The organism is Exiguobacterium sp. s102 (assembly GCF_018618635.1).
Lineage (GTDB): Bacteria > Bacillota > Bacilli > Exiguobacteriales > Exiguobacteriaceae > Exiguobacterium_A > Exiguobacterium_A oxidotolerans.
Genome location: NZ_JACSML010000001.1, coordinates 866,284 through 879,914 on the forward strand (window position 1 = coordinate 866,284; position 13,631 = coordinate 879,914).

The window sequence follows — 13,631 nt, forward strand, 5'->3', positions numbered from 1 at the left end:
ACATTAAGCGAGCAGTAATAAAAGCGGATATGATACATTAAATGTGACGAAATGTAAGTGAACAGGAAAGGGGGAAATGATTTGCGTTTCAAACCATCCGATGTTCAAAGGACGAGAAACGAACAAGCGTATATCGATACGTTGGTCGTCCCATTGATACCGATTGGATTTGATGAATCGATGCATGCTTTTGCGGAATGTGCTGACATGACACTGACGGTTGCGTCAGAAGTCGAACGGCAACTGTCCGGTCGGGCGATGCTCCTTCCAGCAATGACGTATGTCGGTATACCGTCACTCGATCAATTGAACGGTTGGCGGGAAGCGGCATCTGCCGAGCAATTCCGTTTTGTCACGTTCATTACGGCAGATTTACGCTGGAAAGAGACAGCGGTCGACGACATCGTCTATGTTCCACGATTATCGCTCGAGACGATGAGTCGCGACCAGCAAGGTCAGATGGTCGGGAATTTTGTAGGACAAGTTCTCGAACAGTTAGGAAACCGTTGGACCGCGCTATGAAGCGGTTGACGCGATGATTTTATTAAGATACTATTACCATGTGAGAAATTTGTGTGAAGTACAGTGGTCTTGGGGCACGGCGTACATCACAAGGGGGGATCGATATGGCTCAAAACGGGTCTAACGTAACACGTCGTCAATTCTTGACGTATACACTGACTGGAGTCGGTGGCTTTATGGCAGCGACGATGGTCATGCCGATGGTCAACTTCGCAGTTGATCCGGTCCTGAAGAAATCAGGATCAGGCGATAAAGTAAAAGTAATGAAGTTGTCGGACATCACAACAGAACCAAAACGGGTCGACTTCAAGAAGCAAACACAGGATGCTTGGTATGATTTCGAAGAAACATTATCAGCATGGGTCTTCAAAAATGATAAGGGCGAAATTCTCGCACTATCACCGATCTGTAAGCATTTAGGATGCCAAGTCAGTTTCGGAGCAGATCCGACGCACCCAGAGCAATTCTATTGCCCATGTCATTTCGGACGGTACACGAAAGATGGCGTCAACGTACCAGGAACGCCTCCGACGAAGCCGCTTGATGAATATGAAATGCAAGAGAAAGATGGTTTCCTCTACTTAGGTAAACCAGTCGAAAGAGGTGCGTAAGCGATGATGCAAAAAATCTATGATTGGATTGATGAGCGGGTTGATATCACTCCGCTTTGGCGAGATATCGCCGATCATGAAGTTCCAGAACACGTAAACCCTGCCCATAACTTTTCAGCATTCGTTTATTGTTTTGGCGGGTTGACGTTCTTTACAATCGTCATCCAGATTCTTTCAGGGATGTTCTTGACGATGTATTACGTACCAGATATCATCAATGCCCATGCGTCAGTGTACTATCTTCAAAACGAAGTCGCACACGGTCAAATCGTTCGTGGTATGCACCACTGGGGCGCATCAGTCGTCATCGTAATGTTGTTCTTACATACATTACGCGTCTTCTTCACAGGATCATACAAAAAGCCACGTGAATTGAACTGGGTCGTCGGTGTCCTCTTGTTCTTCGTTGTCTTAGCACTTGGTCTAACAGGATACTTGTTGCCTTGGGACATGAAAGCATTGTTCGCGACGAAAGTTACGATTCAAATCGCGGAAAGCATACCGGTCATCGGTGGCATCGCGAAGACGCTCCTCGCGGGTGGAGAAATCGTCGGTGCAAGTACGATTGCTCGATTCTTTGCGATTCACGTCTTCTTCCTTCCTGCGGCATTGTTCGTCTTGCTCGGGGCCCACTTCATGATGATCCGTAAACAAGGGATCTCTGGACCACTTTAAACCGACAATCAACTTAGGCAACCTAAAAGGGGGAGAACACGATGCATCGTGGTAAAGGAATGAAATTCGTCACCGATTCACGGGTGTCGATCAATAACCGGATGCCGAATAAGTCGAAAGACTATTCTGAGTATCCAGGTCGGACGGAAGCGTTCTGGCCAAACTTCTTACTTCGCGAATGGATGGTAGGAGCGGTCTTCTTGATCGGCTTCATGACGCTGACAATCGTTGAAGCAGCACCACTACAAAACATAGCTGACCCGACGAATACGTCGTACATTCCACTTCCGGACTGGTACTTCCTATTCCTCTATCAGCTCTTGAAATATCAATTTGCTGCCGGTCCGTACATTTTGATGGGAACTGTCATTCTTCCAGGTCTTGCTTTTACGGCGTTACTCGTAGCACCGTGGCTCGACCAAGGGATTGAACGTCGCCCGGCAAAACGTCCAGTCGCAGTCAGCATGATGTTACTCGGAATCGTCTCAATCATTTTCTTGACTTGGGAATCTGTTCAAACAACGCACTGGGATACAATCCATAAACAAGGTGAGTTGACGATGAACGAAGGTCCTGAAATCGATACGACGGCGAAAGGGTATGAAATTTACTCGAACCAGTCATGTGTCAACTGTCATGGTAAGAACCTCGAAGGTGGAGCAGCCGCTCCTGCCCTCGTCGGGACACAAAAGACAGAAGATGAAATTTATGAAATCGCAGATAAAGGTGTCGGTGCGATGCCTGCTGGACAGTACAAAGGTTCAGATGCAGATCGTAAAGAACTCGCTAAATTCATCGCTTCTTACGGTGAAGGCGGAGAGAACAATAAATAAGAGAAGAGCCGGGGGAATGATTCCTCCGGCTTTTGTCTATCATGAGGTGAATGAATGTGCCGTTTTTGCAGATTTTAAAACATAAAGCCCTCCTTTGGCCGCTCGGATTAATCAATCTAGCGGGAACGTTATACGGCTATTATTGGTATCAACCGCAACTCGAGACGGCGAAATGGTACTATTATCCGTTCATCCCGGACAGTCCGACGGCGTCGCTATTTTTTACGATCATCGTTTTTTTATGGATCTTCAATCGTCGTTCCCGACTGTTTGAAGCGCTCGCGTTCGTCACGTTAATTAAATACGGTGTCTGGGCCGTCGTCATGAATGCCTTGATGCTTCAAGAACTCGGGACAGGTAACAGTTATTTGACGGCAATGGCACTGATGCTGATGGTCTCGCACGGCGCGATGGCATTCCAGGCACTGCTTTACGTTCCATTCATGACGTTTCGCGTCAAGGAACTTGTCCTTGTCTCGATTTGGGTCATCCATAACGATGTCGTCGACTACGTGCTCGGTCAGTGGCCACGCTATCCGGCGCTCGCGGAGCATATTCAGTGGATTGGCTATGGTTCGTTCTGGTTGACGGGATTATGTATTTTGATGGGATATTTCTTTGTCGCACGCGATTCGATTGACAATAAGGTCGCTTGAACGTAAAATAAGGATATAATCTTTTAGGAAAGGACAGATGTTACATGGCTAACTATCTGATTTACCTCGCCATCATCATCATTGTTCCCATCTGGGCACAAATGCGAGTCCGAAAAACGTATAAAAAATACCAAGAAGTTCCGATTCATAGTGGGGTGACAGGCGCTCAAGTCGCTGACTTCATCATGAAACAGAATGGGATTACGGATGTCCGTCTCGAAGCGATCGGCGGAACGATGTCCGATCATTACGATCCGACGAATAAAGTCGTTCGTCTTTCGGAAGATGTGTATCATGGTTCAACGGTTTCTGCCGTTTCGATTGCAGCGCACGAAATCGGGCACGTCATCCAAGATGCGACGGACTATAACATGATGCGTGTCCGTCACCGGATTGCACCGGTTGCGTCAATTACGTCGAATCTGTCATTCCCGTTATTACTCGTTGGTTTCTTCGCTGGGATGACTGGTCTTGCGATGCTTGGTGTCATCTTGATGCTCGGTGCCGTCGTCTTCCAGCTCGTGACGTTGCCGGTTGAGTTCGATGCGTCGAAACGGGCGATGGCTCAGTTAACGGAACACGGAATCATCGATGCGGAAGAAGAGCGTGGCTCACGCCGTGTCTTGAACGCCGCCGCCTGGACTTACGTCGCTGCGACACTCGTCGCTGTCGCCGAATTCCTCCGCCTCGCTTTGATGGTCTTTGCACCGTCTGACGAGTAATTCAAGAGTAACGCGTACAAATTAATAAAAAATAAACACCCGGCTGGTTCGATCTTCTTCTTCAGAATCGAATCATACGGGTGTTTTTTGTGTTTTTTTGTTTTTACGTTTCCTTGATCGGAACACGATTTTCATCGAACGTAAATCCTTCGCCGGTTACTTCATACACATCATGGAGTGTGATGAAAGCATGTTGGTCAACTGTTTTGACGAGCGTCTTCAACCGGGTGATTTCATTGCGGGCGACGACGACATACAAGACTTCAAGGTCGCGACCGGAGAATCCACCTTTCGCGAGTAACCGTGTCGTTCCGCGGTTCATCGTCGCGTGAATCCCGTCGGCGATCTCCGTCCGGTGATCACTGATGATCATCGCGGCTTTACCAGCATACGTTCCTTCCTGCATCCAGTCGATGACACGGGCCCCGACGTAGACGGCAAGCAACGTATACATCGCCTGTTTGTAGTCGAGATATGTCAATGAAGCGACGATGACGAAAAAATCAAAAATCATGAACGTCCGACCGATCGACCATCCGAAATACCGCTTCGTCAGTCGGGCGATGATATCGACCCCGCCCGTCGTCCCGCCGTTGTTGAAGATGATGCCGAGGCCGACACCGATGAAGACACCGGCGAACAACGAAGCGAGCACCATATCATCTTTCAACATGATTTCAAGCGGTGAATAGTTGGCGATTAAGCCGTACCAAAGGGAAAAGCTGAACGTGCCGATCAAGGTATAGATGAACGTCGTCCGCCCGAGCATTTTATAGCTGACGAAAAATAACGGGACGTTTAAGACGAGGTTCGTAATCGACGGCGATAAACCGAACAAGCCCTTTAAAATAAGGGTGATTCCCGTGAATCCACCCTCAGCTAACTCATTTTGAACATTAAAATGATAAATGCCGAACGCAAAGATAAATGATCCGATTAAAATCCAAAAAATATTTCGGAAGCGAATCGGAAATTGAAATGGGGGTGCCATAACAGGTTGCTCCTCTCTAACAAGACTCTTTCTCTAGGGTAACGGTAGACGTTGAAAAAGACTAGCTTTTCTACGGAAATCTCCTTGAAAAGTGGTCGATGTAGTTTTTAAGAGGCGTTTTGTTTACAATTGAATCGAGAAGACAAGCTTAACCTAATTAAAGAGAGAGTGATCTTATATGAAAAAGTCGATTGGAATCCTTTGTTACCCGTCCGTAGGCGGAAGTGGTGTCGTCGCGACGGAACTCGGGATGAAACTTGCGGATCGTGGGCATGATGTCCACTTCATTACATCAAGCATGCCGTTTCGCCTGACGGAATATCGTCCGAATATCACGGTTCACCTCGTAGAAGTCAACCAATATTCTGTATTTAAATATCCGCCTTATGATATTACATTGGCTTCGAAAGTCGCAGAAGTCATCGATGTGTTCGATCTCGACATCATCCATGCCCACTACGCCGTCCCGCATGCCGTCTGTGCAGAGCTCGGACGCAATATGGCGAAGAAGAAAGGCGTCGCTGTCGTGACGACTTTACATGGAACGGACATCACGGTCATCGGTCAAGACTTAGAGATGCAGCCAGCCATCCGTTACGGAATCGAAAGTTCGGATGCTGTGACGGCCGTCTCGGAAAGTCTTGCTCTTGAGACGAACATGACGTTGCATGCCGAGTACGATATTGACGTCATTGCGAACTCGATTGATGAGAGTGTGTATTATCCGATGCGCGACGAACGTCTAAAACGACATTATGGGATTGAGCCGGGAGAAGTCGTCGTCATACATATTTCGAACTTCCGCCCCGTCAAACGCATCGATGATACGCTCGTCGCGTTTGCAATTGCTGCAAATAATCGTGACATGCGGTTATTACTCGTCGGAGATGGTCCGGAGATGGGGCAGACACGCCGTCGGGCAAAAGAACTCGGGGTCTATGAAAAAATCATCTTCGCCGGAAAACAAGAACATGTCGCCCAGTTGCTCGCAATCAGTGACATCCATTTATTGTTGTCGGAAAAAGAGGCGTTCGGACTCGTCGTCCTTGAAGCGATGGCGGTCGGAGTCCCAAGTGTCGTCTCGAATGCCGGTGGCTTACCAGAAGTGATCCAAGACGGACAAACCGGATTCATCGTTCCGACGTATGACGTCAAGGCAGCGGCGGAACGAATCGGCCAGATAGCCGATACACCCGAGTTACGCGAACAGATGGCGGATGCCGGAATTCGCGATACACGGCAACGGTTCGATTCAAATGAAATCGTCCGGAAGTATGAACAGGTCTATGAACGGGTGTGTGCACGATATGAAAATGTCTGAGCTGGCGAATACGATCATTGAAACAATCGAACGTGCAGGTGGCGAAGCGTATGTCGTCGGTGGAGCTGTTCGCGACACGTTACTCGGACGCGTGCCTGGCGATTATGATTTAGCGACGTCACTCTTACCGGACGAGGTCATCCCGTTGTTTCCGGTCGTCATCCCGACCGGACTCGAGCATGGGACGGTGACGATCGTCTTAGAACACGTACCGTTCGAAGTGACGACGTTTCGTTCTGAGTCAACCTATAGCGACCGCCGTAGACCAGACCACGTGACGCTTGGCGTCTCGCTGGAAGAAGATTTGACACGACGTGATTTTACGATCAACGCGATGGCGTTAAAACCAACTGGGCTCGTCGATCTCTTTGGCGGACAAGCCGACCTTGCGAGCAAAATCATTCGAACGGTCGGCCGGCCAGAAGAGCGCTTCGAAGAAGATGCCTTACGGATGATTCGTGCCTTTCGCTTCATGAGTCAGCTCGAGTTCTCGTTAGACGGTTTGACGGAGCGGGCCATCGCGAAGCAAGCGGAGACGATTCAACACGTCGCAATCGAACGTGTCGCGATTGAGTTCGAAAAACTGCTCCTTGGACCGGGGCGTGTTGCAGCGTTACAAGCGATGTTACGCACAGGACTCGCGACCTATCTTCCACACGTCACTTCAGAAGTGATGGGACGATTAGCACAATCATCATTACAGGGTGTCTCGACAGAAAATGTGTGGACGCTGCTGCTCGACGCCGGGTTTCCGCAAGAACGGTTACGTGTCTTTAAACGTTCGAAAAAACAGGAGCAGCGGGCAAAACGACTCGTAGCGCTTGTTCGACTGGAGCAACTAACGGACTGGCAACGGTATACATTGACGGACGAGGAACTGCTCGTCTTAAATCAAATGACAGGTCGGAGTCACGCAGACCGGACAACTTTAGCGATCCGCTCGTTAAAAGATTTACGAGTCGGCGGACGCGACATGATTGCTGCCGGGCTGAAAAAACAAGAAATCAAAGAAGCACTCCATTATTTGGAACAGCATGTCGTAAACGGACACCTTGAAAATCAACGGTCGATTCTGTTAGAGGAAGTGAGCAAATGGAAAAATCAACACGAGACGTAATCTTGCAACGATTGATGCAGACGGATTGGATTTCAGGTCAAGATTTAGCTGACCAGTTAAATATTTCACGTACCGCTATTTGGAAACAAATTGCGTCTTTAAAAGAAGCAGGGTACGCGATTGAATCGAATAAAAAAACCGGGTACCACCTCATCGATCGTGGTGATCATTTAACAGCACTTGCAATCGAACAGTACTTACAGACGAAATTTTTCGGACGCGATATTTTTCATGTCGAGGAGACGGAGACGACGCAACGGATTGCGCATGATTTAGCACAACAGCAGGTCAAAGAAGGGAAACTCGTCGTCTGTGACTACCAGACGAGTGGGCGCGGACAGCTCGGTCGTGTTTGGCACGAGACGAAAGGAAACGGAATTGCGATGAGTTTGATAGTAAGACCAGACGTCCCGCTCGATCAAGCAGGACAATTAACACTCGTGTCTGGCATTGCCCTAGCGACATCTTTACGTGAGTTCGACGTGCCAGTGACAATCAAATGGCCGAATGATTTATTGATTGATGGTCGAAAGGTCGCAGGGATTTTGACGGAAATGCAGACGGAAGCAAACCGGATCAGCTCGGTCATCATTGGAATTGGAATCAATGTTCACCATGACGTCTTTAGTACGGCAATCGCTGATCGGGCGACGTCCCTTAAACTCGCGACCAATCGAACGTTTCGGCGGGCAGAAATCGTTGCATCCTTCTTAAATCAGTTTGAGCAGATGTACGAACGGTGGTTGGTCGATGGATTCGGCTCTTTTGTCGAAGCGTGGGAACATCTTGCGGATAAGCTCAATCAACCCGTTACACTACGCTCGCGTCAACAAACCTTGTCTGGTTATTTGCGCGGAATTCGCGCCGATGGAACGCTGATGGTCGAAACGGACCAAGGAATGGAAGCATTCCATTCGGCGGAACTCGTCTACTGGACAGAAAACTAAAATCCCGACGTTTGCAGTTGCCAATTTGAATCATGTATAATAAAGCGAAGGATGATAGCCGTTAGGAGTCATACCGGTAGAAAACTTTTTTTATCGCTAGTACGACCTGCCTTGATCCTATTTCGGACAGGGACAGAAGGACGATGTTGCACTTATTCACGCCTTCTTTCCTATGGGTATTTTTAGGAAGGAAGGCGTTTCCTTTTGTCCTCTCTACACTAACGAAGGAGAGAACACACATGCACACAATGACACCTTTACTAAAAAAACAAGCAACGGGAGAAAAACTCGTTATGTTGACGGCGTATGATTATCCGTCAGCGAAATTAGCAGAAGCAGGAGCCGTCGATCTCTTACTCGTCGGTGATTCACTTGGAAACGTAATTTTAGGATATGATTCGACGATTGCCGTGACGGTTGAGGACATGATTCATCATGCACGGGCGGTCCGCCGTGGGGCACCGAAGACATTCATGGTCGTTGACATGCCATTCGCAAGTTACCACGGTTCGTTCGACCGGACGCTTGATGCTGCGGCACGTATTTTTCAAGAAAGTCAGGCCGATGCCTTAAAACTTGAAGGTGCTGGGGACATCTTGACGACGATTCGTCGCTTGACGGACGCAGGGATGCCTTGTGTCGCACATCTTGGATTGACACCCCAATCAGTTGGCGTACTCGAAGGTTTTAAAGTACAAGGAAAATCGCTTGCAGCAGCGGAACAGTTGATTGCAGACAGTTTAGCAGCGGAACAAGCCGGTGCGAAGATGCTCGTCCTGGAATGTGTCCCGCACCAACTTGCGAAACGAGTCAGCGAATTACTTCAGATTCCTGTCATCGGGATTGGTGCCGGCGTTGATGTCGATGGACAAGTCCTCGTCTACCATGACATCCTGACATATGGTGTCGGACGTCTACCGAAGTTTGTTAAAGCGTATACGGACTGGAATACGTCAGGGACAGCAGCGATTGCTAGCTACGTCGAAGAAGTAAAACAAGGTGTATTCCCATCTATTGAACATACGTTCACGATGGATGAAGAATTGATCGATTCGCTTTATGGAGGCGGTAAAGAATGAAAGTCATTCAAGACATCGACGAACTACGGCAAGAATTAGCAGCCTATGACTCGATTGGTTTTGTACCGACAATGGGGTTTTTGCATGAAGGTCATGGTTCGTTACTCGAACAAGCACGACGTGAAAATGAGATTGTCGTGTTGAGTATTTTTGTCAATCCGACGCAGTTCGGACCAAACGAAGATTTAGAACGGTATCCACGTGACGAACAACGCGATCAACAACTGGCGCGTGCGGCAGGCGTCGATTATGTATTTTATCCGACGAATGAAACGATGTATCCGCTCGATATGGCGCGCGTGACGGTCAGAACGGGCGACGACGTCCTTTGTGGTGCGTCACGACCAGGACATTTCGATGGCGTCTTGACGGTCGTCAGTAAATTGTTGAACATCGTCCACCCGACCCGTGCCTATTTCGGACTGAAAGATGCTCAGCAGTTAGCCTTGATTGAAGGATATGTTGCAGATTATTTCGTCCCGGTCGAGATTAAACGGTGTCCGATTATCCGGGAAGCGGACGGTCTCGCAAAGTCCTCACGAAATGTCTATCTGTCTGAGCAAGAACGCAGTCAAGCACCGCGTTTGCAACAAGCTCTCCAGCAAGCAAACGCGTTACTTGAAGCAGGCACAGCCGTCGAGGAAGTCGTCGAACGGACGAAAGATGCTTTGCATCTTGAAGGAACGGCGCTTGATTATGTCGAAGCGGTCGACTATCCGACGCTCGGACCGGTTACATCAGAAACGAAAACGATTTTATTAGCCGTCGCGGTTCAGTTTGAATCAGCGCGCTTGATTGATAATTTACTTTATACGAGAGGAGCATGATTTATGTTACGGACATTCATGCACGCTAAACTACACAAAGCTCGAGTGACGGAGGCGAACCTCCATTACGTCGGTTCCATCACGATTGATGAAGATTTGCTTGATGCGGTCGGAATCTTTGAAAATGAAAAAGTTCAAGTGACGAACAATCAAAACGGTGCCCGAATCGAAACATATGCGATCAAGGGTGAACGTGGCTCCGGTGTCATTTGTTTAAATGGTGCGGCAGCTCGCCATTTCCAAGTTGGAGACGAAGTCATCATCATGGCATATGCACAATTGACGAATGAAGAAATCCTCGTCCACGAGCCGAAGGTGGCTGTTCTCGATGAAACGAATAACATCAAACAGATGCTTTCTCAAGAAATCGCGCATACGATCTTATGAAATTCAGAGACCCGGAACACATTCGGGTCTCTATTTTTGTTAAGATGAAACATGAGAAGTTCGATACGTAACAGATGGATGGTTAAAGGTGGAGATAAGTCGTGGAGAAGAAGTATGTGGTGATCGACCTAGAGACGACAGGTCATTCGATTAAAGCTGGAGATGAGATGATTGAAATCGGCGTAGCGGTCGTCGAACAAGGGCGCGTGACGGAACGTCTGTCGGCTTTCGTTCGACCGAAAAATCCGATTCCGCCGTTCATCTCGCAATTGACAGGAATATCCGATTTAGATGTAAGGGACGCAGACACATTTGATGTCATTGCACCGCGCGTCCTCTCGATGTTAGATGGCGGAGTGTTTGTCGCGCACAATGTCCAATTCGATTTAACATTTTTAAATGAAGCGCTTGAAGAAGAAGGTTACTTACCGTACACGGGTCCCGTCATCGATACGGTCGAACTGGCACGGATTCTATTACCGACGGCAGAGAGTCACTCCTTATCGCACCTGACGGAAAGTTTACAGTTGACGCATCAAGAAGCACACCGGGCGGGCAGCGATGCAGAAGCGACGGCAGAATTATTACTCGAACTGTTAAGTCGACTTCGTGAGCTACCGCTCGATACATTAAAACAGTTGCGTCGCTTAGCCCCGAAATTATTCAGTGCGATGGAAGAAGAGATTGATTTTGCGATTCAAGCAGTCGGCATCGAGACAGACGATCGGTTCGATTCGTTCCGAAAGATTGCGCTGAAAAAACGTCTTGATCCGGAACTGATGCCGCACCGGTCGGAACTCCAGCCATTCGGACCGTTCGTTGATCACTTGAATCAAGAGATCTTTCCGAAGCTGTTCAGGGGTTATGAGCAACGAACCGGTCAACTTGAGATGATGCGCCATGTCTATCAATCACTTGATCAAGAAGTACCGTTGCTCGTCGAAGCTGGGACGGGTACCGGAAAATCTCTTGGCTATCTTGTTCCGGCGACACATTATGCGATTGAACACGAGACGCCGATTATCGTCAGTACACATACGATTCAACTGCAAGAGCAACTGTTCGCCCGTGATTTACCGCTGTTGCGTCAACTGTTCGATGCCCCAGTCGACATTACATTGCTCAAAGGGCGGAACAATTATATTGATTTACGTAAATTCGAGTTTTTCCTGAATGAAACAGAAGAACCGTATAATTTTACGTTAGCGAAAGCAACATTGCTCGTTTGGTTGACTGAAACGACGACGGGAGACTTGGAAGAAGTCAGTCTTCCCGGTGGAGCAGCACAAGGGAACATCGCCATCAAACAGTTGATCCAGTCGGATAGCCAGTCGCAACTCGGGCGATTCGATCCGTGGTTTAGCCGTGACTTTTTCCAACATGCCGTCCGTAGAGCGAAGGACGCGACGATCATCGTCACGAACCACGCCTTATTGTTTAGTGATATTCAGTATGAGGCGGGTGTCTTACCGAAAGGCTGTCCGTTGATTTTAGATGAGGCCCATCAAATCGAGGAAGTCGCGAGCCACCATTTCGGACTCGTCTTCGACGGGCATTCATTCGACCGGATTTTTAGACAACTCGGATTCTCCGCGGATAAAAAACTATTGACGCGTCTCGTCAGCCTCTCCGATCAGTTTGATTTGACGGAGATGGTCGAAGCGCATAGTGAAGTGATTGATGAGACGATGACGGAGCTAATCGAAGAGGCAGATAACCTGTTGATGATCATCCAAGCCTATGGACTTGATCTCTCTTCCCGGAAAGAGCGACGGGAAGGACGTGTCACAGTCCGCTTCAAACGACTCGATCATTCGATGCGGGCCGTTCAGGAAAGTGCGAAACGGGTCGAATTGGTCTTACGTCGATTACGACAAGCGATTCGGGCGATTCATAAATTATTCCACGATCAACGCGAACACATGAGTTACCGGGAACGGTCCGTCGTCGCGGATCTCAAATCCGTGATCGGTCAAATCGAGGATGTCGAGAATGCGATTTTTGAGACGATGCTCGCGCCTCATGATGAAACAGTATCCTGGATTGAGACGACTGCAAAAAATCGGAAGTTGACACGGATTTATACGCAACCAATCGATATTTCAGAACGCTTATACCGGGATGTCTTCTCGAAACGGACGAGCATTTTGACATCCGCGACGTTGACGGTCTCGAACAAGTTTCAATTCATTGAAAAGCGGCTTGGTTTAAGCGAACTCGAGACACGGCGGTTCATTGTCCCGTCACCATTCGGGTACGCGGAAAAAGTCCGGCTGATGGTTCCGACGGACTTGCCGTTACTGCAGGACGTCCCACCTGCGAAATATGCCGAAACGATTGCGGAAGCAATCATCGAAATCGCTGAAGTGACGGAAGGGCGGATGCTCGTTTTGTTCACATCCAATGACATGTTGCGACAAACGCATGATGCGACGAAGCAGGCACTTCCGGCACGATTTACGTTGCTGTCGCAAGGGATCACACAAGGATCCCGGCAGCGCTTGATGAAACAGTTTAAGCAACTCGATGCCTGCATTCTTTTTGGGACTGCGAGTTTTTGGGAAGGGATCGATGTTCCGGGTGACGACTTAAGTTGTCTTGTCATCGTTCGTCTACCCTTCGCACCGCCTGACCAACCCATCGTTCAGGCACGATCGGAACAAATCGAACAACAAGGTAAATCTTCGTTTTTTGAATACAGCTTACCGCAAGCGATCATTCGTTTTAAACAAGGGTTCGGTCGTTTGATTCGAACGACGAATGACCGTGGTGTCGTGTTCGTGTTTGACCGTCGAATTGAGACGACACGTTACGGAAAACGTTTTGTTTCAAGTTTGCCAAATGTGCCTGTTTTATCAAAACCACTTCAAGAATTGACGGCAGAACTCGAATTGTTCTTGAATGATACGGATTGAGTCTATTAAAATAACCATTATCGCATTA

The 13,631-nt window shown here is 48.4% G+C and carries 14 protein-coding genes; 13 read left to right on the top strand and 1 reads right to left on the bottom strand.

The window, feature by feature from the left end; all coding sequences use genetic code 11:
- Nucleotides 1–81: 81 nt before the first annotated feature.
- The 6 genes from KNQ02_RS04225 to KNQ02_RS04250 all read left to right on the top strand — a co-directional run bounded on the left by KNQ02_RS04225 (nucleotide 82) and on the right by KNQ02_RS04250 (nucleotide 4,019).
- Nucleotides 82–522 (top strand): DUF2487 family protein, encoded by a 441-nt coding sequence (locus KNQ02_RS04225; RefSeq protein ID WP_214807343.1) that lies wholly within the window; start codon nucleotides 82–84, stop codon nucleotides 520–522.
- 104 nt (nucleotides 523–626) lie between these two features.
- A complete protein-coding gene (locus tag KNQ02_RS04230) occupies nucleotides 627–1,133 on the top strand; it encodes a ubiquinol-cytochrome c reductase iron-sulfur subunit (RefSeq protein ID WP_029330633.1) in 507 nt (168 codons plus the stop codon).
- Between the two features lie 3 nt (nucleotides 1,134–1,136).
- A complete protein-coding gene (gene qcrB, locus KNQ02_RS04235) occupies nucleotides 1,137–1,808 on the top strand; it encodes a menaquinol-cytochrome c reductase cytochrome b subunit (RefSeq protein ID WP_012370658.1) in 672 nt (223 codons plus the stop codon).
- A 41-nt stretch (nucleotides 1,809–1,849) separates the two neighbouring features.
- On the top strand, nucleotides 1,850–2,641 hold the full coding sequence (locus tag KNQ02_RS04240; RefSeq protein ID WP_214804441.1) for a menaquinol-cytochrome c reductase cytochrome b/c subunit: 792 nt from the start codon (nucleotides 1,850–1,852) through the stop codon (nucleotides 2,639–2,641).
- A 50-nt stretch (nucleotides 2,642–2,691) separates the two neighbouring features.
- Nucleotides 2,692–3,297: a DUF1405 domain-containing protein gene (locus KNQ02_RS04245; protein ID WP_251132445.1), complete on the top strand. Its 606-nt coding sequence runs from the start codon at nucleotides 2,692–2,694 to the stop codon at nucleotides 3,295–3,297.
- Between the two features lie 44 nt (nucleotides 3,298–3,341).
- Complete coding sequence (locus tag KNQ02_RS04250; protein ID WP_088837317.1) at nucleotides 3,342–4,019, top strand: zinc metallopeptidase; 678 nt, start codon at nucleotides 3,342–3,344, stop codon at nucleotides 4,017–4,019.
- A gap of 103 nt (nucleotides 4,020–4,122) precedes the next feature.
- Here KNQ02_RS04250 and KNQ02_RS04255 read toward each other — a convergent pair whose 3' ends face one another.
- Complete coding sequence (locus tag KNQ02_RS04255) at nucleotides 4,123–5,010, bottom strand: YitT family protein (protein WP_214807344.1); 888 nt, start codon at nucleotides 5,008–5,010, stop codon at nucleotides 4,123–4,125.
- Nucleotides 5,011–5,188: 178 nt separating this feature from the next.
- Between KNQ02_RS04255 and bshA the strand changes: the two genes are divergently transcribed.
- From bshA to dinG, 7 genes are all read left to right on the top strand, one after another.
- A complete protein-coding gene (gene bshA / locus KNQ02_RS04260) occupies nucleotides 5,189–6,331 on the top strand; it encodes an N-acetyl-alpha-D-glucosaminyl L-malate synthase BshA (protein WP_214807347.1) in 1,143 nt (380 codons plus the stop codon).
- On the top strand, nucleotides 6,318–7,448 hold the full coding sequence (locus KNQ02_RS04265) for a CCA tRNA nucleotidyltransferase (protein ID WP_251132170.1): 1,131 nt from the start codon (nucleotides 6,318–6,320) through the stop codon (nucleotides 7,446–7,448). The genes bshA and KNQ02_RS04265 overlap by 14 nt, the downstream gene beginning before the upstream one ends.
- Complete coding sequence (locus KNQ02_RS04270) at nucleotides 7,424–8,395, top strand: biotin--[acetyl-CoA-carboxylase] ligase (RefSeq protein ID WP_088837315.1); 972 nt, start codon at nucleotides 7,424–7,426, stop codon at nucleotides 8,393–8,395. Before KNQ02_RS04265 ends, KNQ02_RS04270 begins: the two co-directional genes overlap by 25 nt.
- A 239-nt stretch (nucleotides 8,396–8,634) precedes the next feature.
- Nucleotides 8,635–9,474, top strand: a complete 840-nt coding sequence (gene panB / locus KNQ02_RS04275) for a 3-methyl-2-oxobutanoate hydroxymethyltransferase (RefSeq protein WP_029330615.1) — start codon at nucleotides 8,635–8,637, stop codon at nucleotides 9,472–9,474.
- Nucleotides 9,471–10,301, top strand: coding sequence for a pantoate--beta-alanine ligase (panC, locus tag KNQ02_RS04280; protein ID WP_214765100.1), 831 nt, complete (start codon nucleotides 9,471–9,473; stop codon nucleotides 10,299–10,301). The genes panB and panC overlap by 4 nt, the downstream gene beginning before the upstream one ends.
- A gap of 3 nt (nucleotides 10,302–10,304) precedes the next feature.
- The gene (gene panD, locus KNQ02_RS04285) at nucleotides 10,305–10,688 is read left to right on the top strand and encodes an aspartate 1-decarboxylase (protein ID WP_029330611.1); all 384 of its coding nucleotides are present in this window, start codon (nucleotides 10,305–10,307) and stop codon (nucleotides 10,686–10,688) included.
- 101 nt (nucleotides 10,689–10,789) lie between these two features.
- A complete protein-coding gene (gene dinG, locus KNQ02_RS04290; protein WP_214807349.1) occupies nucleotides 10,790–13,603 on the top strand; it encodes an ATP-dependent DNA helicase DinG in 2,814 nt (937 codons plus the stop codon).
- Nucleotides 13,604–13,631 lie beyond the last annotated feature (28 nt).

Coding starts and splice junctions, on each gene's coding strand:
- panB (WP_029330615.1), top strand. CDS start 8,635: ATGCACACAATGACACCTTTACTAAAAAAACAAGCAACGGGAGAAAAA.
- bshA (WP_214807347.1), top strand. CDS start 5,189: ATGAAAAAGTCGATTGGAATCCTTTGTTACCCGTCCGTAGGCGGAAGT.
- KNQ02_RS04250 (WP_088837317.1), top strand. CDS start 3,342: ATGGCTAACTATCTGATTTACCTCGCCATCATCATCATTGTTCCCATC.
- KNQ02_RS04265 (WP_251132170.1), top strand. CDS start 6,318: ATGAAAATGTCTGAGCTGGCGAATACGATCATTGAAACAATCGAACGT.
- panD (WP_029330611.1), top strand. CDS start 10,305: ATGTTACGGACATTCATGCACGCTAAACTACACAAAGCTCGAGTGACG.
- KNQ02_RS04245 (WP_251132445.1), top strand. CDS start 2,692: ATGAATGTGCCGTTTTTGCAGATTTTAAAACATAAAGCCCTCCTTTGG.
- KNQ02_RS04240 (WP_214804441.1), top strand. CDS start 1,850: ATGCATCGTGGTAAAGGAATGAAATTCGTCACCGATTCACGGGTGTCG.
- KNQ02_RS04255 (WP_214807344.1), bottom strand. CDS start 5,010: ATGGCACCCCCATTTCAATTTCCGATTCGCTTCCGAAATATTTTTTGG.
- KNQ02_RS04230 (WP_029330633.1), top strand. CDS start 627: ATGGCTCAAAACGGGTCTAACGTAACACGTCGTCAATTCTTGACGTAT.
- qcrB (WP_012370658.1), top strand. CDS start 1,137: ATGATGCAAAAAATCTATGATTGGATTGATGAGCGGGTTGATATCACT.
- KNQ02_RS04270 (WP_088837315.1), top strand. CDS start 7,424: ATGGAAAAATCAACACGAGACGTAATCTTGCAACGATTGATGCAGACG.
- panC (WP_214765100.1), top strand. CDS start 9,471: ATGAAAGTCATTCAAGACATCGACGAACTACGGCAAGAATTAGCAGCC.